At 46.0% G+C, this 19,975-nt stretch carries 16 protein-coding genes; 15 read left to right on the plus strand and 1 reads right to left on the minus strand.

Annotation, left to right across the window (positions count from 1 at the left end):
- The first annotated feature begins 5 nt into the window (after nucleotides 1-5).
- From ACLI09_RS10530 to ACLI09_RS10590, 13 genes are all read left to right on the plus strand, one after another.
- Entirely contained in the window at nucleotides 6-3,062 is a 3,057-nt protein-coding gene (locus ACLI09_RS10530; protein ID WP_411419582.1) for a TAT-variant-translocated molybdopterin oxidoreductase, read from the plus strand.
- Between the two features lie 40 nt (nucleotides 3,063-3,102).
- On the plus strand, nucleotides 3,103-4,527 hold the full coding sequence (nrfD, locus tag ACLI09_RS10535) for an NrfD/PsrC family molybdoenzyme membrane anchor subunit (protein WP_411419583.1): 1,425 nt from the start codon (nucleotides 3,103-3,105) through the stop codon (nucleotides 4,525-4,527).
- 5 nt (nucleotides 4,528-4,532) lie between these two features.
- Nucleotides 4,533-5,057, plus strand: coding sequence for a DUF3341 domain-containing protein (locus ACLI09_RS10540; protein WP_411419584.1), 525 nt, complete (start codon nucleotides 4,533-4,535; stop codon nucleotides 5,055-5,057).
- An 8-nt stretch (nucleotides 5,058-5,065) separates the two neighbouring features.
- Nucleotides 5,066-5,611 carry a c-type cytochrome gene (locus ACLI09_RS10545; RefSeq protein WP_411419585.1) on the plus strand — a complete coding sequence of 182 codons (546 nt, stop codon included), beginning with the start codon at nucleotides 5,066-5,068 and terminating at the stop codon, nucleotides 5,609-5,611.
- A gap of 28 nt (nucleotides 5,612-5,639) precedes the next feature.
- Entirely contained in the window at nucleotides 5,640-7,214 is a 1,575-nt protein-coding gene (locus tag ACLI09_RS10550; protein WP_411419586.1) for a quinol:cytochrome C oxidoreductase, read from the plus strand.
- Nucleotides 7,215-7,233: 19 nt separating this feature from the next.
- Nucleotides 7,234-8,436 (plus strand): cytochrome c oxidase subunit II, encoded by a 1,203-nt coding sequence (locus ACLI09_RS10555; RefSeq protein WP_411419587.1) that lies wholly within the window; start codon nucleotides 7,234-7,236, stop codon nucleotides 8,434-8,436.
- A 41-nt stretch (nucleotides 8,437-8,477) separates the two neighbouring features.
- Nucleotides 8,478-10,286, plus strand: coding sequence for a cbb3-type cytochrome c oxidase subunit I (locus tag ACLI09_RS10560; RefSeq protein WP_411419588.1), 1,809 nt, complete (start codon nucleotides 8,478-8,480; stop codon nucleotides 10,284-10,286).
- A gap of 109 nt (nucleotides 10,287-10,395) precedes the next feature.
- Nucleotides 10,396-11,829: an APC family permease gene (locus ACLI09_RS10565; RefSeq protein ID WP_411419589.1), complete on the plus strand. Its 1,434-nt coding sequence runs from the start codon at nucleotides 10,396-10,398 to the stop codon at nucleotides 11,827-11,829.
- A 28-nt stretch (nucleotides 11,830-11,857) separates the two neighbouring features.
- A complete protein-coding gene (locus ACLI09_RS10570; protein WP_411419590.1) occupies nucleotides 11,858-12,151 on the plus strand; it encodes a GNAT family N-acetyltransferase in 294 nt (97 codons plus the stop codon).
- 29 nt (nucleotides 12,152-12,180) lie between these two features.
- Entirely contained in the window at nucleotides 12,181-13,203 is a 1,023-nt protein-coding gene (gene ruvB / locus ACLI09_RS10575) for a Holliday junction branch migration DNA helicase RuvB (protein ID WP_411419591.1), read from the plus strand.
- A gap of 73 nt (nucleotides 13,204-13,276) precedes the next feature.
- The gene (locus ACLI09_RS10580) at nucleotides 13,277-13,564 is read left to right on the plus strand and encodes a four helix bundle protein (protein ID WP_411419592.1); all 288 of its coding nucleotides are present in this window, start codon (nucleotides 13,277-13,279) and stop codon (nucleotides 13,562-13,564) included.
- 141 nt (nucleotides 13,565-13,705) lie between these two features.
- A complete protein-coding gene (gene queG, locus ACLI09_RS10585) occupies nucleotides 13,706-14,629 on the plus strand; it encodes a tRNA epoxyqueuosine(34) reductase QueG (protein WP_411419683.1) in 924 nt (307 codons plus the stop codon).
- Between the two features lie 18 nt (nucleotides 14,630-14,647).
- Nucleotides 14,648-14,896: a hypothetical protein gene (locus tag ACLI09_RS10590; protein WP_411419593.1), complete on the plus strand. Its 249-nt coding sequence runs from the start codon at nucleotides 14,648-14,650 to the stop codon at nucleotides 14,894-14,896.
- A gap of 239 nt (nucleotides 14,897-15,135) precedes the next feature.
- On the opposite strand, the gene ACLI09_RS10595 is transcribed toward ACLI09_RS10590, so the two are convergent.
- Entirely contained in the window at nucleotides 15,136-16,914 is a 1,779-nt protein-coding gene (locus ACLI09_RS10595; protein WP_411419594.1) for a DUF885 domain-containing protein, read from the minus strand.
- 129 nt (nucleotides 16,915-17,043) lie between these two features.
- On the opposite strand from ACLI09_RS10595, the gene ACLI09_RS10600 reads away from it, so the two are divergent.
- On the plus strand, nucleotides 17,044-19,335 hold the full coding sequence (locus tag ACLI09_RS10600) for an NADP-dependent malic enzyme (RefSeq protein WP_411419595.1): 2,292 nt from the start codon (nucleotides 17,044-17,046) through the stop codon (nucleotides 19,333-19,335).
- Nucleotides 19,336-19,392: 57 nt separating this feature from the next.
- Nucleotides 19,393-19,974: a Holliday junction branch migration protein RuvA gene (ruvA, locus tag ACLI09_RS10605; RefSeq protein ID WP_411419596.1), complete on the plus strand. Its 582-nt coding sequence runs from the start codon at nucleotides 19,393-19,395 to the stop codon at nucleotides 19,972-19,974.
- The last annotated feature ends 1 nt before the right edge of the window (nucleotide 19,975 follow it).

Below are 19,975 nucleotides of genomic sequence, written 5' to 3' on the forward strand. Positions count from 1 at the left end.
ACAACATGGCATCAAACAAAAAATACTGGCAAAGTGTTGAAGAGCTTAATGAAAACAGCTCTATTGTTGAGACGCTAAGAAACAACGAGTTTGTTGAAGAAATCCCTACAGAGGAGTTCCTTGGTGATAAGGAAGCCCTGGCAAATTCATCTACAAGCCGTCGTGACTTTTTAAAATATGTGGGCTTTACCACAGCCGCTGCTTCCCTTGCAGCGTGTGAAGGCCCGGTAATTAAATCTATACCTTATGTGGTGCAGCCGGAAGAAATTATCCCGGGTGTTGCTGATTATTATGCTACTACCATAGCAGACGGTTTTGATTTTGCAAACATACTTATAAAAACCCGTGAAGGGCGTCCTATAAAAGTTGAGAAAAACAAACTTGCAGGCGCTAAGCTTTCTGCAAACGCAAGGGTGCATGCCTCTGTACTTTCGCTTTACGATAACCTTAGGCTTAAACAGCCGGTTATAAGCGGTAAGCCTGCCTCATGGCAGGAAGTTGACGCTAAGGTAAAAGCGGGCCTTTCTCAGGCTGCTGCCAGCGGCGGACAGGTTGTGGTGCTTACAGGTACTACCGCAAGCCCCTCTACTGATAAATTAATTGCTGAGTTTGGCGCTAAATATGCTAACTTTAAGCATGTTGTATATGATGCCGTATCTTCTTCAGAAGCGCTTGATGCCTACCAGGCCGTATATGGCGAAAGGGCACTGGCAGATTATGACTTTAGCCAGGCGGATGTTATCCTTTCTGTAGGCGCCGATTTCCTTGGCGACTGGCAGGGTGGTGGTTTTGATGCGGCCTATGCTTCAAAACGCATCCCTAAAAACGGCAAAATGTCTAAGCACATCCAGATAGAGAGCAACATGACGCTATCGGGTGCCAATGCAGACAAGCGTATACCGCTTACCGTTACCCAGCAAAAATATGCCCTTGTGGCTATATATAATGCCCTTGTGGGCGGGGGCGCTAACGTAGCCCTTGATAAAACGTATGCTGCTGAAGTAAATAAAGCTATTGCCCAACTTAAAGCTGCCGGATCTAAAGGTGTGGTTGTTACCGGCCTTGATGATGTAAACGCGCAACTGCTTGTATTGGGTATTAATGCTGCCATCAACTCGGCTGCGTTTAAGCCGGGTGCGCCTCGTTACACACGTAAAGGCGATGCCAAAGCCGTTAAACAGCTTGTGGCTGATATGGCTTCCGGGCAGGTGGACGTACTTATTATGAGTAATGTTAACCCTGTGTACACGCTTCCTAACGGAAACGATTTTGCAGAGGCGCTTAAAAAAGTAAAACTTTCTGTTGCATTCTCGCTTAAAGAAGATGAAACAGCTTCAAAAACAACTGTGGCCGCCGCTGCCCCCCACTACCTTGAGGCATGGGGCGATGTTAGCGTAGCTAAAGGATATTATGCCATAACACAGCCTACGATCCGCCCGTTGTTTAATACAAAACAATTTCAGGATGCCATCCTTAGCTGGAGCGGTTCTTCGGTATCTTATTATGACTATATCAAAACAGTAGCGCCTACGTATGTAGCCGGTAAAACCTGGAACCAGTTAGTGCACGATGGTGTGGCTTACACAGAGGTAGCTGCAACGGCTGCGGCTGCGGGAGCAGACTGGGGCAGTGCGGCTTCTGCGCTTGCACAGGCTAAGCCTACATCTGATTTTGAGCTTGTACTGTATACTAAAACCGGTATGGGCGACGGCCAGCAGGCCTATAACCCATGGCTTCAGGAGTTTCCAGACCCTATTACCAGGACGTCTTGGGATAACTACATCACCATCTCTAAGGCAGACGCCGATACACTTAAAATAGAGAACTGGAATGTTGCAAACGGTGGCCTTAACGGTAGCCTTGCAGACATTGTGGTAGGCGATAAAAAACTTGAAAAAGTTCCGGTAATCATACAGCCGGGCCAGGCAAAAGGCACTATAGGCCTCGCATTGGGCTATGGCCGCGAAGCTGGATTTAAAAAAGAAATGGTAGTAGGAGTTAACGCTTACACATTATATAACAACCTTAATGCGTTACAGACTGCCAAGCTTACTAAAGTGGGCGGGGAGCATGAATTTGCGTGTGTGCAGCTTCAGCGCACCCTTATGGGCAGGGGCGATATCGTTAAGGATACTACACTTACAGAATTTAACGAAAAGGGCCCTGAAGTTTGGAACGAGATGCCGCAGGTATCTTACGACCATAAAGAGGTTCCCGCTGCTACAATAGACCTTTGGGAGTCTTTTGACAGGACTACAGGCCACCACTTTAACCTGGGTATTGACCTTAACGCCTGTACAGGCTGTGGCGCGTGTGTTATAGCATGCCACGCCGAAAACAACGTTCCTGTAGTAGGAAAATCTGAAATACGCAGGAGCCGCGATATGCACTGGCTGCGTATAGACAGGTACTATTCTGCCGAGGAAACGTTTAATGAGGATGTTGAGAAGAAAGAAAAGGCATCGGGCCTTATGGGTTCTATCCATACTTTTGACGAAATGGAGCACCCTGCAGATAACCCTCAGGTGGTATTCCAGCCGGTAATGTGCCAGCACTGTAACCACGCACCTTGTGAAACCGTGTGCCCGGTTGCCGCTACCTCTCACGGGCGCCAGGGACAAAACCACATGGCTTACAACCGTTGTGTGGGTACCCGTTACTGTGCTAACAACTGCCCGTATAAAGTGCGCCGTTTTAACTGGTTCCTTTACAACAAAAACAACGATTTTGATTATAACATGAACAACGACCTTGGCCGTATGGTGCTTAACCCTGATGTGGTGGTGCGTTCACGCGGTGTAATGGAAAAATGTTCATTCTGTATACAAATGACCCAGGCTACTATACTAACCGCCAAACGCGAAGGCAGGGTGGTTAATAAAGATGAGTTTAGCACAGCCTGTTCTGATGCGTGTGATAGCGGTGCCTTAGTATTTGGCGATGTTAACAACGCCGAAGATACCGTGGCAAGGGGCATAGAAGACGAAAGGGCTTACCACCTGCTAAGCCAGATAGGTACTAAGCCAAATGTATTCTACAAAGTTAAGGTAAGGAATACATAGTAGTAAAAAGTTTATTAATAGAAACAAACATAAAAGGATTATGTCGTCTCATTACGAAGCACCCATTAGAAAACCTTTAATTATAGGTGACAAAAATTATCACGATGTAACAGTTGATGTTGCAAGGCCCGTGGAAGGCAGGGCCAATAAGCAATGGTGGATAGCTTTTACCATAGCGCTGGCAGCCTTTCTTTGGGGTGTAGCGTGTGTTGCCTATACGGTAGGTACAGGTATCGGTACATGGGGATCAAATAAAACAGTGGGCTGGGCCTGGGATATTACCAACTTCGTTTGGTGGGTAGGTATCGGCCACGCCGGAACGCTTATCTCGGCTGTACTACTTTTGTTCCGCCAGAAATGGAGAATGGCCATTAACCGCTCTGCGGAGGCGATGACCATCTTCTCGGTAATACAGGCGGCAATGTTCCCTGTATTCCACATGGGCCGCCCGTGGCTTGCTTACTGGGTAATGCCTATACCTAACCAGTTCGGTTCGCTTTGGGTTAACTTTAACTCACCGCTTCTTTGGGACGTATTTGCGATATCAACCTACCTTTCTGTTTCGCTTGTATTCTGGTGGACGGGTTTACTTCCTGACTTTGCCATGCTTCGCGACAGGGCCATAACGCCTTTTACAAAACAGGTATATTCTATATTAAGTTTCGGCTGGACCGGCCGTGCCAAAGACTGGCAGCGTTTTGAAGAGGTTTCGCTTGTACTTGCGGGCCTTGCCACACCACTGGTACTTTCGGTACACACCATTGTATCATTTGACTTTGCCACATCGGTAATACCGGGCTGGCATACCACCATCCTTCCGCCATACTTCGTAGCGGGAGCTATCTTCTCAGGATTTGCAATGGTAAATACCCTCCTTATCATCATGAGGAAGGTATCAAACCTTGAAGCATATATTACTGTACAACACATAGAGCTGATGAACATCATCATCATGATTACAGGTTCTATTGTGGGTTGTGCCTATATTACAGAGTTGTTTATTGCATGGTATTCGGGCGTTGAATATGAGCAGTATGCCTTCCTTAACAGGGCAACGGGCCCTTACTGGTGGTCATACCTGCTGATGATGACGTGTAACGTGGTTTCGCCGCAGGTAATGTGGTCTAAAAAAATACGTACCAGCATCGCGGCTTCGTTCATCATTTCAATCGTGGTAAACATAGGTATGTGGTTTGAGCGTTTTGTTATCATCGTTACCTCGCTTCACAGGGATTACCTTCCATCTTCATGGACCATGTTCCAGCCTACATTTGTAGACGCCGGTTTCTTCATCGGTACCATAGGTTTCTTCTTTGTGCTGTTCCTGCTTTACTCAAGGAGTTTCCCTGTTATTGCACAGGCCGAGGTAAAATCTATCATGAAAACATCCAGCGAAAAATACAAAAAGCTGCATGAAGCACATGCACACGACGACCATTCACATTCAGAACATAATCATCACTAAGAATCATGAGCAATAAAGTTTTACATGTATTGTACAATGACGATGATATCCTAATGGACGCGGTACGGAAAACCCGCGCTGCACATCATCACATTGAAGAAGTTTTTACGCCATTCCCGGTACACGGCCTTGATAAGGCTTTGGGACTTGCCCCTACAAGGCTTGCTATATGCGCGTTCCTTTATGGCTTAGTGGGATTATCTGTTGCTACATCAATGATGTACTATATAATGATAAAAGACTGGCCGCAGGATATAGGGGGTAAGCCCAGCTTTACCTACTACCAGAACATGCCGGCCTTTGTACCGGTTATGTTTGAGCTTACCGTGTTTTTTGGCGCCCACCTTATGGTAATAACCTTTTATATGAGGAGTAAATTATGGCCGTTTAAAGATGCCGAAAACCCGGACGTAAGGACTACAGACGACCACTTTTTAATGGAAGTGCCTGTACATGGCGATGAAAACGAACTGGTTACTTTTTTTCAGGGCACCGGAGCTGTTGAAGTTAAAGTAATCGAAAAGCATTAATTAGAAGTATGAAAGCATTACATAAAATAGCATTTGCCGTAACCGCCTCGCTGGCGTTTGCATCATGCCATGACACCGCTGCACCTAATTACCAGTACATGCCTAATATGTATGAATCTGTAGGCTACGAAGCATATTCTGAAGCGCCTAAAACTGTTTTTAAAGACGGTAAAGAAGGCCGCCTGCCGGCGCAGGGTTCTATACCCAGGGGTTTTGTGCCTTATGAGCTTCCTAATAACGAAGAGGGCTACACAGCATCTAAAGCGCTTGTATCGCCACTTGCGGCAGGGGAGTATGATGAGGCTAAAGCAGAACAGCTGTATACAATATACTGCGCGATTTGCCACGGTGACAAAGGAGACGGTAAAGGTAACCTTGCAGTAAGGGAAAAATTTGCCGGTGTGCCTGATTATAAAACCAGGGAAATTACCGAAGGCAGCGTTTTCCATGTGGAAACGTATGGCCGCAACATGATGGGATCTTATGCTAACCAGCTGAACCAAAAGGAACGCTGGCAAGTGGCCCGATATGTTATGAAACTTAAGAGTGAATAATTATTGTAGAACACTGAAAGCATAAAATATGTATACATTTTCTAGTAAATTAAAAACGTTGGCCTTTGTACTGATGGTGTTAGGAGCACTGGGTATAGGGTACGGTTTTTTTACTGCACCGAAAACAGTTGAAGAAGCTGAACAAATTATAGCGGCCCAGCACGGGCACGGTGGCCACGGTGATGCAGCGCATGAAGGCGAAGCAGCACCGCACCATGAAGGCGCTGCTGCAGAACACCATGAAGGTGCTGAGGCACACCATGAAGCCCCTGAGGCAAACCAGGGCCATGCAGAAGCCGCCGTTACAGAAGCTGAAGCCGTAACAGGTGATACTGCTACTGCCGAAGGGCATGAAGCTGTTGCTGCCGTTGCCGATACCGCTGTTAGCGATACTGCGGTTGCGGAAAATGCAGTTGCTGAAGAAACTCATGCCGAAACGGCTGTTGCCGCGCACGAGGGGCACGAAGCCCATGCTGAAGCGTCGCACGATGCACACAAAGAACATGCAGAACATGTATTAAAACAACTTAGGAACAAGCCCTGGGCTGCGGTATACGTTGCGGCATTATTTTTTATGCTGATATCGCTTGGCGCCCTTGCGTTTTACGCTATACAAAATGCCGCGCAGGCAGGCTGGTCTCCGGTATTGTTCCGTGTTATGGAGGGAATTTCTTCTTACCTTATCCCCGGTGCAGCAATAGTGTTTATACTTTTAGCATTAGGCGTATTTCACTGGCACGGCCTTTTTGTGTGGATGGATGAAGATGTTGTAGCTGCAGACCACCTTATTAAAGCTAAATCAGGTTACCTTAACGGCCCTTTCTTCTTAATCAGGGCTGCCATATTTATGGGCGGATGGATCTGGTACCGCCAGTACTCACGCAAACAATCGCTTGCACAGGACGAAGCTAACGATAATGTTTCTTACAAAAAGAGCTTTAAAGGCGCTGCGACTTTCCTTGTGTTCTTTATTATATCAGAATCAATTATGTCATGGGACTGGATCATGTCGGTAGACCCGCACTGGTACAGCACCCTGTTTGGATGGTATGTGTTTGCAAGTTTCTTTGTAAGCGGCATCACTACTATTGCCATGATAACGCTTTACCTTAAATCTAAAGGGTATATGGAGTATGTTAATACAAGCCACATACATGACCTTGCCAAGTTTATGTTTGGTATCAGCGTATTCTGGACCTACCTTTGGTTCTCGCAGTTCATGCTGATATGGTATGCCGATATACCTGAAGAGATTGTGTACTTTAAAATGAGGATAGAAAACTATAACCTTCCGTTCTTTGGTATGGTTGCCATGAACTTTGTGCTCCCTATACTTATATTGCTGAATACTGACTTTAAACGCCTTACATGGATTGTGGTAATGGCAGGGATAATTATCCTTTGCGGCCATTATGTAGACTTTTTCAACATGATAATGCCGGCTACCGTGGGCGAGCAGTGGTTTATAGGTGTTACCGAAATTAGCGCTGTATTGTTCTTCCTTGGCCTGTTTATACTTGTAGTGTTTACCACACTTACAAAAGCGCCATTGTTAGCTAAGCGCAACCCGCTTATCGAAGAAAGTAAGCATTTCCAATATTAATATTTAAAGAGATAAACAGATGACTAGTTTATTGATATTTGTAGTTGTAGTTTTATTAGGTGTTGCTATATGGCAGCTTACCAGGATATTCCATCTTACACAGGTGGGAGCCGGTACCGGTACCCATGATGCGGACACCGGGGTGGCGTCTGAAAAAGACAATGCTGTAAACGGCTACCTTATGTTTGCCTTTGTAGGGTTTATCTACCTGTTTACTATTTACTCTTTGTGGAAATGGGGACACCTGGTATTGGGCACGCCTGCTTCTGAGCACGGCCCCCAGTATGATAACCTGATGTCTATATCTATGTGGCTCATCTTTATTGTACAGGTGCTTACACAGTTTTTACTGCACTACTTTGCATTTCGCTATAAAGGCGAAAAAGACAGGGTGGCTTTTTACTATGCTGATAATGACAAACTTGAATTTATCTGGACTATTATTCCCGTTATAGTGCTTGCAGGGCTTATATTATACGGCCTTTATGCGTGGACTAACATTATGTTTATAGACGAAGAAGCTAAAGAAGATGCGGTGTATGTAGAGGTTTATGCAAAGCAGTTTGGCTGGGAAGTGCGCTATGCCGGTAAAGACGGTAAGTTAGGTAAAGCTAACGTGCGTTATATTAACGGTGTTAACAGTATGGGTGTGGATATGTCTGATGCAAATGCTGAAGATGATATACAGGCCAGCGAGTTGCACCTTCCTAAAGGAAAACAGGTTATTTTTAAATTCCGTTCGCAGGATGTACTGCACTCTGCTTATATGCCACACTTCAGGGCACAGATGAACGTGGTTCCGGGTATGGTTACCCAGTTTGGTTTTGTTCCTACCGTTACTACAGATGAAATGCGCGACGATCCGGCTATAATGAATAAGGTGGCGCACATTAATGACCTTCGCTCTAAAAAAAGTGCCGAGCTTGTAGCCGCCGGTAAATCAGCGCTTGATCCGTATCAGTTTGATTACCTGCTGCTTTGTAATAAAATTTGCGGGCAGTCGCACTACAATATGCAAATGAAAATTGTAGTGGAAAGCGAGGCCGACTTTAACAAGTGGCTGGCAGGTAAGGAAACGCTGGGTGCAGCCGTTAAAAAAGAGAAAGACGAAGCTGCTAAGCCTGCAGCGGAGGAAACTGCCACACCGGCAGCGGATACTACAGCTACCGCTAAAGACACTACCGCTACCGCTAAGGATACCGTAACGGCAGCGGCCCAATAATTTTAAAATAATTCTTTTACAATATATCAAATTAAAGAAATATGTCAGCAGCAGGACACGAGATACACGATCACGCAGAACACCACGATGCCCACGATCATCATCATAAAGAAACGTTTATAACAAAGTACATCTTTAGTATAGACCACAAGATGATTGCTAAGCAGTACCTGCTTACCGGTACCATCATGGGTATAATTGGTATTATAATGTCGCTATTGTTCCGTATGCAAATTGCATGGCCGGAAGAATCGTTTACAATATTTAAGGTACTTCTTGGAGATAAATTTGCACCGGGAGGTGTAATGCGTAATGATATTTACCTTGCCCTTGTTACCATACACGGTACCATCATGGTATTCTTTGTACTGACCGCCGGATTGAGCGGTACGTTTAGTAACCTTCTTATCCCGCTGCAAATTGGTGCACGCGATATGGCGTCAGGCTTTATGAACATGGTATCCTACTGGTTGTTCTTCCTTTCTGCTGTTATCATGGTTATATCGCTTTTTGTTGAAGCAGGCCCTGCCTCTGCCGGATGGACAATCTACCCGCCGCTAAGTGCACTGCCACAGGCAATAGGCGGCTCAGGAGCCGGTATGACGCTTTGGCTGGTTTCTATGGCTATATTCATCGCCTCTTCACTAATGGGTTCGCTTAACTATGTGGTTACTGTTATCAACCTGCGTACAAAAGGTATGAGCATGACAAGGCTTCCCCTTACAATATGGGCGCTTTTCATTACTGCCGTTATCGGTATCATATCATTCCCTGTACTTTTATCTGCGGCATTGCTGCTTATTATGGACAGGAGCTTTGGCACATCATTCTTCCTTTCTGATATTTATATTGCGGGAGATGTACTGCACTACCAGGGCGGTTCGCCGGTATTGTTTGAGCACTTGTTCTGGTTCCTTGGCCACCCTGAGGTTTACATCGTAATCCTTCCTGCCATGGGCCTTGTATCTGAAATTATGACATCAAACGCCCGTAAGCCGATATTTGGCTACCGTGCCATGATTGCTTCAATACTTGCCATCGCGTTCCTTTCTACCATCGTTTGGGGCCACCACATGTTCATCTCAGGTATGAACCCGTTCCTTGGTTCGGTATTTACCTTTACAACATTGCTTATCGCTATACCATCTGCGGTAAAAGCCTTCAACTGGATTACTACATTATGGAGGGGTAACCTCCAGATGAACCCTGCGATGCTTTTCTCTATAGGTTTCGTTTCAACGTTCATCACAGGTGGCCTTACAGGTATCATCCTGGGAGACAGTACGCTGGATATTAACGTACACGACACCTACTTTGTAGTTGCCCACTTCCACCTTGTAATGGGTATATCTGCCCTTTACGGTATGTTTGCGGGTATCTACCACTGGTTCCCTAAACTTTACGGCAGGATGATGAACAAAACACTTGGTTATATCCACTTCTGGGTAACAGCCGTGTGTGCTTATGGCGTATTCTTCCCAATGCACTTTATAGGTATGGCCGGATTGCCACGCCGTTACTATACTAACTCGGCGTTCCCGTTATTTGACGACCTTGCCGATGTTAACGTTATCATTACCATGTTTGCCCTTATCGGTGCAGCCTTCCAGCTGGTATTCCTGTGGAACTTCTTCTACAGCATATTTAAAGGCAAACGTGCGGTACAAAACCCATGGAGGGCTAACACCCTAGAGTGGACTACCCCTGTAGAGCACATACACGGTAACTGGCCGGGCGAAATTCCGGAAGTTTACAGGTGGCCGTATGACTACAGCAAACCGGGCCATGATGACGACTTTGTTCCGCAAACCGTGCCAATGAAAGACGGCGAGGAACAGCTTCACCACTAAGAAATAAACAAAAACAAATACAGTTAAGGGACGGTCGTAAGATTGTCCCTTTTTCTTTTTAGGCATATTACCACAAATAGTATATCTTTAGCGTATTAACCACACTATTATGCACGACGAACACGAAAACACACACTTAAAGCGCGAGCTTGGCCTGCTCGACGGTACCATGCTTGTGGTAGGCTCTATGATAGGGTCCGGAATATTTATAGTGAGCGCCGGTATGGTGCAAAACATAGGCAGCGCCGGGTGGCTTACACTCATCTGGATCGTCTCGGGCTTAATGACTATGATTGCCGCCATCAGCTACGGCGAACTAAGTGCCATGTTCCCTAAAGCGGGTGGGCAGTATGTATACCTTAAAGAATCTTATAACAAGCTCATTGCGTTCTTGTACGGGTGGAGTTTTTTCGCGGTAATACAAACGGGCACCATAGCGGCGGTAGGTGTGGCATTTGGTAAATTTACCGCCTATCTTATCCCTGAACTGGGCGACCAGAACATCTTATATGAGGCAGGCAGCTTTACACTGAATGCCGCGCAGCTGGTTTCTATCGTTACCATAGTACTGCTCACGTTCATCAACAGCCGTGGCGTTAAGAACGGCAAGTATATACAAACGGTTTTTACCATAACCAAGATAGTATCACTTTTTGGGCTTGTTATTTTCGGGCTGATACTTGCCGCTAAAGCCGATATATGGAATGCCAACTGGGCCGATGCCTGGACGGCGCGTTCCTACAACAAAGAGTCGGGCAATTGGTACACCATCGGGGGCAGTGCATTACTTTCGGCCATTGCAGCCAGCATGGTGGGTTCGCTATTTAGCAGTGATGCCTGGAACGGCGTTACCTTTATTTCGGGCGAAATTAAAAACCCGCAGCGCAATGTAGGACTGAGCCTGTTTTTAGGAACCCTTATAGTAACCATTATTTACATCACCGCAAACCTTATGTATGTTGCCGTTTTGCCTATGGAATCAATCGCCTTCGCGCCGTCTGAAAGGGTGGCGGTAGAAGCTTCCCAGCATATTTTTGGCACTACCGGCACGTATATCATAGCCGTTATGATTATGATATCAACCTTTGGCTGCAACAATGGGCTTATACTTGCCGGGGCAAGGGTGTACTACACTATGGCTAAAGACGGGCTTTTCTTTAAAAAAGCGGGCGGGCTTAATAAAGCCAGCGTACCGGGCTGGGGGCTTTGGGCGCAATGCATCTGGGCATCGGCACTGTGCCTTACCGGCAAGTATGGCGACCTGCTCGATTATGTAATGATTATTGTGATGATATTTTATATCCTTACCATATTCGGTATTTTCATTTTACGAAAAAAGCGCCCCGATGCCGAGCGCCCGTATAAAGCATTTGGCTACCCTGTTTTGCCCTTTATTTATATACTGCTCGCTGCCGCGTTTTGTATAGGCCTGCTTGTGGCACGCCCCGAAACGTGCGGATGGGGTGTGCTTATCATGCTTGCAGGCATACCGGTGTATTACTTAACAAAAGGGAAACAGCAAAGTGCCGCCGATATTGACTAATTTTTGTAACTTACAGAAAAAACACACAATGATTATTTCTAATTTTAAGAATAACGAGGCAGAAAGCCAGTTTGAAGTTGAAGTTGACGGAGCGCTTGCTTTTATCGAATATTACACAAAAGACAGCAAACTCTTCCTTACCCATACCGAAGTACCGGAAGCGTTAAGGGGGCAGGGCGCTGCCGGCAGCCTGGTAGAAAGCACCCTTAAATATGCCAGGGAGAACGGCCTTGCTGTAGTGCCGCTGTGTTCTTATGTGGCATATTATGTAAACAACCACCCTGAGTGGGCAAGCGTGCTTTCTGAAGGGTATCAAATGTAAGCTAACGCTATTTGCGTTATATTTGCGTTATGAACCCGAATTTAGACCCTACAGCTAATAATTTTAACCCCGAAGAGCTTGACCTGGAGAAAAAGCTCCGGCCCCTCTCGTTCGACGATTTTACCGGGCAGGAGCAGGTGCTGGAAAACCTTAAGGTGTTTGTGCAGGCTGCCAATATGCGTGGCGAAGCGCTGGACCATACACTGTTTCACGGCCCTCCGGGACTGGGTAAAACCACGCTGGCTAATATACTGGCAAGCGAACTTGGCGTAGGTATTAAAATTACATCAGGCCCGGTGCTGGACAAGCCGGGCGACCTTGCCGGGCTATTAACCGGGCTCGATGAGCGCGACATCCTTTTTATAGACGAAATTCACCGCCTTAGCCCCGTGGTAGAGGAGTACCTCTACTCTGCCATGGAGGATTTTAAGATAGACATTATGATAGAGAGCGGCCCTAACGCCCGCTCGGTACAGATAGGCCTCAGCCCGTTTACGCTGGTGGGCGCTACCACGCGTTCGGGTTTGCTTACCGCGCCTATGCGTGCGCGTTTTGGCATACAAAGCCGCCTGCAGTACTACACAAAAGAACTTTTAACTACTATTGTAGAGCGCAGCTCCGGAATACTTAAAATGCCCATAACCATGGAGGCTGCTATAGAAATCGCCGGCCGCAGCCGTGGTACGCCGCGTATTGCGAATGCGCTCCTGCGACGCGTGCGCGACTTTGCCCAGATAAAAGGCAACGGAAAAATAGACATTGAGATAGCACGCTACTCGCTTAAGGCGCTGCACGTAGACGCTCATGGCCTCGACGAAATGGATAATAAAATACTCACCACTATTATTGATAAATTTAAGGGTGGCCCCGTAGGCTTGTCTACATTGGCGACTGCCGTATCTGAAAGCGGCGAAACCATAGAGGAAGTCTACGAGCCATTCCTGATACAGGAGGGTTTTATCATACGTACACCTCGCGGCAGGGAAGTTACTGAAAAAGGGTATAAGCACCTTAACCGGGTAAGGCCGGGTATACAGGGTGGACTTTTTTGATTTAAGATTTATGACTTAAGATTTAAGATTGAGCTTCGGTTGACGGATGCGTATGTAAATTAATTGAGTAGTTATGACGTCAGATGAGTTGAAATTCAGGACAAAAAGATTCTCCTTAATGATAATTGATTTAGTAGATAAGTTACCAAATACTATAGCGGGACGGGCGGTTGCAAACCAGATTGTAAGAAGCGGAACATCTGTTGGAGCTAATTACCGCGCGGTTTGCAGGGCAAGAAGCGACAGGGAGTTTATTGCAAAGATGACTATTGTTGCTGAAGAATCTGATGAAACATTGTTTTGGCTGGAAATAATTATGGACAAGCAATGGCTAAATAAAAGTGAAGTTGAATTTATTTAGAAAGAAGGAAATGAACTAACAGCAATATTTGTAAGTTCATTAAAGACAATCAAAGCGAAATCGTAACTGCATAGGCTACAGATTTGTTTTTTTATTTGAAGTGGATGTCGGGTCTGAGTGAAGTTCAATCTTAAATCTTAAATCATAAATCATAAATATCAATATTCTGCATTCATAAAGGAAGAAGCAAAACGCCTCGGCTTCATGTCCTGCGGTATATCGAAAGCCGGTTTCCTCGAAGAAGAAGCGCCACGCCTTGAGGCCTGGCTTAACGAAAACCGCCACGGCCAAATGCAGTATATGGAGAACCATTTTGACAAACGGCTCAACCCTACGCTGCTGGTGGAAGGATGCAAAAGCGTAATATCGCTGTTGCTGAATTACTATCCTGAAGAACAGCAAACCGACGACACTTATAAAATTTCTAAATACGCTTACGGGCAGGATTACCATTTTGTGATCAAAGAGAAACTTAAAGAGCTGCTGCATTCCATAAACGAAACTATAGGCGAAGTAGGGGGCAGGGCGTTCGTAGACTCGGCTCCCGTATTAGACAAAGCCTGGGCGGCCAAGAGCGGCCTGGGCTGGATAGGCAAAAACAGCAATTTGCTGAGCAAGCAAGTGGGATCCTTCTTTTTTATTGCCGAACTCATTGTGGACATCGAACTGGAGTACGACCATGCGGTGACCGACCATTGCGGTTCCTGCACCGCCTGTCTTGATGCCTGCCCCACCGGGGCCATTATAGCGCCCTACGTGGTAGACGGCAGCAAATGCATCTCCTATTTTACTATAGAACTTAAAGAAAGCATTCCCGAGAGCATGAAGGGCAGTTTTGGCGACTGGGCTTTTGGCTGCGATGTATGCCAGGATGTTTGCCCGTGGAACCGCTTCTCTAAGCCGCACCGCGAACCGCTGTTTAATCCGCACCCCGATTTGCTTTCCATGACTAAAAAGGACTGGATAGAAATTACCGAGGAAACCTTTAGGGCGGTGTTTAAAAACTCAGCAGTAAAGCGCACCAAGTTTGAGGGGCTGAAACGGAATATCGATTTTTTGAGGTAACTAAACGAAACGACTATTATGGATAATGAAGCCAAATTGAGTAAGCTGATTGAAGAGAGAGATCTTTTGCGAAAGAAACATGGTGATATTTCATTTCCTGATAAAGAAGATATTTTACTTTATATAGAAACTAACAAGGAAGATATTTTAAGGCTAAAAGAGTTAATTAAAAATATTAGAATTCTTGAGTTTGAAATGTTATCTGAAAGAGAAAAAGAGGATTATCTACTGGAACAAGAGAAAATAAAGGAAAAATATTCTGAATAATTTTTTACCTTTTGCAACTCTTCAACTATATAATAGGAAATCGAGATAAAGAGAGATTATTATGACCGAGCAAATGTAGATATGAGGGAGCTGTTTCCTTCTCTGAGAGGGGATAATAGTGTATTATTGGGAATTGCCTGAAAATCATAATCTTTCACTATATATAAAAACACCTGACAGGTTTTAAAACCTGTCAGGTGTTTTTATATAATCAGTGTAAATCCTTTAAATCTGTGTCATCAGTGTTGCTTTTTCTCTATCCACTTATTTATCTTACTCTCTAAAACACTTAGCGGCAGGCAGCCCGCATCAAGCACCTGGTCGTGGAATTCTTTAATGTCAAATTTACTGCCCAGTTCCTTTTCGGCTTTGGCGCGCAGTTCGCGAATTTTAAGCTGGCCTATTTTATACGATACCGCCTGTCCGGGTATTGCCATATAGCGCTCCACCTCGGCGGTAATACTTTCTTCGCTTTCGGCTTCATTATCCAGCGAATATTGTATGGCCTGCTCGCGCGTCCAGCCCTTGGTATGCAGGCCGGTATCTACCACCAGGCGAATGGCGCGGTGCATTTCGGCGCTCAGCATGCCAAAATACTGGTAGGGGTCGGTATACAGCCCCAGCTCTTTGCCCAGCGACTCGGTATACAATGCCCAGCCCTCGCCATAGGCGTTGAACCATATCGTTTTACGGAACTCCGGTAAATCTTTATTTTCCTGTTGCAGCGATATCTGGTAGTGGTGCCCCGGTATGGCCTCATGTAAAAATAGGTCTTCATCGGCAAAGGTGTTATACGTTTTTACATCCGGTATCGGTACATAGAAAACCCCCGGACGGGTGCCGTCTACGCTGCCCTGGTTGTACTCGGCGCTGGCACTGGCCTCACGGAATGCTTCGGTACGCTTTACCTCAAAGCCTGTTTTCGGCTTTTTGCCAAACAGCTTTTCAAGGTTCGGCTTCATGGTTTCGTGTATTTTATTAAAGTGGTCTATAACCTGTTGAGGCTCGGTAAAAGGCATCAACTCTTTTTTAGTACGCACATGGTCAAAGAATGCCTTCAGGTCTCCGGTAAAGCCGGTTTCTTTCTTAATATTTTCCATTTCAGCTTTTATACGTGCCACTTCCTTAAGCCCCAGCTGGTGAATTTCATCGGCGGTCATATCGGTAGTGGTGTAGCCTTTTATCAGGGTTTTGTAGTACTTGTCGCCATTGGTAATGCCCGATATGCCGCTTGTAGCACGGCTCGCAGCAAGATAATCAGTACTCAGGTAGTTATATAAATTTTGGAAAGACGGGATTAGCTTTTCGCTGATTATTTTAGTGTATTTTGCATCAAGGTCTTTTTTCTCGGCATCCGTAAACGTTTTTGGAAACAATTTTATCGGGCTGTAATACAAGTGGCTTTTTACATCGATACCCGTCATGGCTTCCATTTGCGGCAGCACTTTAAGGGTAAGGGCTTTTGGCAGTACATAGCCTTTAGCCACGCCTTCCTTCATTTTTGGTACCGCCATTTGCAGCCAGGTGTTAAAGCCTTCAAGGCGCGCCAGCCAGTCGTTATAATCTTTTACGGTTTTAAAGGGCTGTGAGCTGGTACCGCTTGCCAGCTGCCCCATCATCAGCGGGGTGCTCCAAAACTGGCTTATCGGCATAAGGTCTTCCCTAAAGTTGAGCTGCTCCAGGTTTTTATCGCATTCAAAGGCCAGTACCTGTTTGCTTATCAGGTCGTTTTCGTTAAGTTCTTCGTCTTTATAAGCACTAAGCTCTTTTTTATATTTATTAAAAAAGTCTTTTTGCTCCTGTATGTATTTTTCGTCAAGGTTATTCTTAAAAATATTGTTATAGCGGTTATCGCCGGCGGTGGTGGCATCAAACGGGTACAGCTTCAGGCGTTCCTGGTAGTATTGTTCAAACAGGTTGTTAAGTGCTTTGTTTGGTGTGGTTGCCGCTTCCTCCTTTTTCTGGCAGGACTGCAGTGCAATTGTGCAAATCAGTAATAGTGTTGTTATTTTTTTCATGGCTATGGTTAAAATTCAAAATAAAGGTAATGAATTTAGGTTTCAAACGATTTTTAAAAGAATGTTGTTAAATATTTCCCAGTTAAAAGCATAGCCTTACCTTTGTGGGCTTTACAAATATACCTTGTTATGAATCAATACAGCAAGCGCCGCGAGGCACTGTTATACCATGCCAAACCGCACCCCGGCAAAATACAGGTAGTGCCTACAAAGGCTTATGCTACCCAGCGTGACCTCTCATTAGCCTATTCACCCGGCGTGGCAGAACCCTGCCTTGAAATTGCAAAAGACATAAACAACGTATATAAATATACAGCCAAGGGCAACCTTGTGGCGGTAATATCTAACGGTACCGCGGTGCTGGGCCTGGGCGACATAGGCCCAGAGGCCAGTAAACCCGTAATGGAAGGCAAGGGCCTGCTGTTTAAGATATTTGCCGATATTGATGTGTTTGATATTGAAGTAGACACCAAGGATATCGACAAGTTTGTAGAAACCGTAAAAAACATAGCCCCTACCTTTGGTGGTATTAACCTTGAGGATATTAAAGCGCCGGAGTCGTTTGAAATAGAGCGCCGCCTGGTAGAAGAGCTTAATATACCGGTAATGCACGACGACCAGCACGGTACGGCAATTATATCGTCTGCCGCGTTGCTTAATGCCGTAGAGCTTGCCGGAAAAAAGGTTGAAGACATAAAGATTGTGGTTAGCGGCGCCGGGTCGGCGGCGCTGGCCTGTGCTAATTTATATGTGCTACTGGGTGTAAAGACAGAAAACATTACCATGTTTGACGTAAACGGCATGCTGGTGCAAAGTCGTACCGACCTCCTGGGCTTCCAGATGAAATATGCCCAGCCGGGCGAGGCCAAAACGCTTGCTGAAGCCGTAGCAGGGGCAGATATGTTCCTCGGCCTTTCGGTAGGTAATGTACTAAGCCCCGAAATGCTGCTTAGCATGGCTAACGACCCCATAGTATTTGCCATGGCTAACCCGGTTCCCGAAATTGATTACCATACAGCTGTAAATACACGCCAGGACGTTATAATGGCTACGGGCCGCAGCGATAACCCTAACCAGGTTAACAATGTGCTGGGCTTTCCCTATATTTTCCGTGGGGCGCTTGATGTACGGGCTACCAAGATAAACGAAGCCATGAAAATGGCTGCCGTGCACGCCCTTGCAGAACTTGCAAAAGCATCGGTGCCAGAGCAGGTAAACATAGCATACGGCGAAACCAAGCTTATATTTGGGCGTGATTACATAATACCTAAACCTTTTGACCCACGGCTTATTGCAGTGGTGGCACCCGCTGTAGCCCGCGCGGCAATGGAAAGCGGCGTAGCGCAAAAACCCATAGCCGACTGGGATAAGTATAACGAGGAGCTGTTAGAGCGCCTGGGCAACGATAATAAGATGGCAAGGCTGCTTACTAACCGTGCCAAAAGCGAGCCTAAAAAAGTGGTGTTTGCCGAGGCAGACCAGCTGGATGTGCTAAAAGCAGCGCAGATAGTAATGGAAGAAGGCATTGCCGAACCCATACTGTTAGGCAACCGTGAAACCATTGAAGAACTGAAACACGAAATAGGCTTTGATAATGATGTGCTTATTGTAGACCCGCGCAGCCAGGCCGAAGACGAACGCCTTAACCGGTATGCACATGCGTTCTGGAAGGCGCGCCGCCGCCGTGGCATTAGCGAGCTCGATGCGCAAAAAATGATGACCCAGCGCAATTACTTTGCCGCCATGATGGTTACCCAGGGCGATGCCGACGGTATGATAACAGGCTATTCGCGAAATTATCCGGTAACGGTAAAGCCCATATTGCAGGTTATAAACAGGACAAACGGTGTAAGCCGTATTGCCACAACGAACCTGATGCTTACCAAGCGCGGCCCGCTGTTTTTATCGGATACTGCCATAAACCCGGACCCTACTGCCGAAGACCTTGCAAAGATAGCGCTGCTTACCGCACGCACCGCACGCATGTTTGGCGTAGAGCCGGTAATTGCCATGGTGTCTTACAGTAACTTTGGCTCATCGCAGGAGCCCAGCGCCCTTAAAGTGCGCGAGGCGGTTGCAATATTGCATAAAAACAATCCTGAGCTAATAGTAGACGGTGAGGTGCAGGCAGATTTTGCCCTCAACCAGGAAATGCACCAGGATAAATTCCCCTTCTCTAAGCTGGCAGGTAAAAAGGTTAATGTTATGATATTCCCTAACCTGGAGGCGTCAAACATTACCTATAAACTGCTTAAGGAACTGAATAAAACCGTGTCTATAGGCCCTATAATAATGGGGCTGGAGAAGCCGGTACACATAGTACAGTTTGGCGCCAGTGTAGCAGAGATGGTAAACATGGCCGCGGTAACCGTGGTTGATGCCCAGGAAAAAGAGAAACGCCTTAAAATGGTGCAAAAGTAAGCCGCGCGTTGCACGTAAAATAATTTTGTTATTTTTGGATTTGCTTAAAAAACAGATATGATAGCACACCTTGAAGGGAGAATGGTAGAAAAATCGCCTACCGAAGTGGTAATAGACTGCCACGGCGTAGGGTATTCGGTACATATATCGCTGCATACTTTTTCACTGCTGCCCGATTCTGAAAATGTAAAGCTGTTTACATATTTACAGATAAAAGAAGATGCGCACACGTTGTTTGGCTTTGTAGAAAAGGCCGAACGCGAACTGTTTAAGCTGCTACTTTCGGTATCAGGCGTGGGTGCCAGTACGGCGCGCACCATGCTTTCGTCGCTCGAGCCGCGGCAGATAATCGGCTATATCGGGTCGGGCAATACCGGCGCCATACAATCCATAAAGGGTATTGGCACAAAAACAGCAGCCCGCGTAATACTCGACCTTAAGGATAAAGTGTTAAAACTGTACGACCTGGAAGAAGTTTCGGTTCCCGGCTACAATACAAACCGGGATGAAGCGTTATCTGCCTTGGAAGTACTCGGCTTTAATAAAAAGCTTGCCGAGAAAGCAATAGAAAAGGTGCTGCACGCAACGCCGGCAGCCAATGTGGAGACAATTATAAAACAAGCATTAAAAAACTTATAGT

The sequence above is a fragment of the Flavobacterium sp. RHBU_24 genome, from assembly GCF_046613695.1.
In the GTDB taxonomy this organism is placed as follows: domain Bacteria; phylum Bacteroidota; class Bacteroidia; order Flavobacteriales; family Flavobacteriaceae; genus Flavobacterium.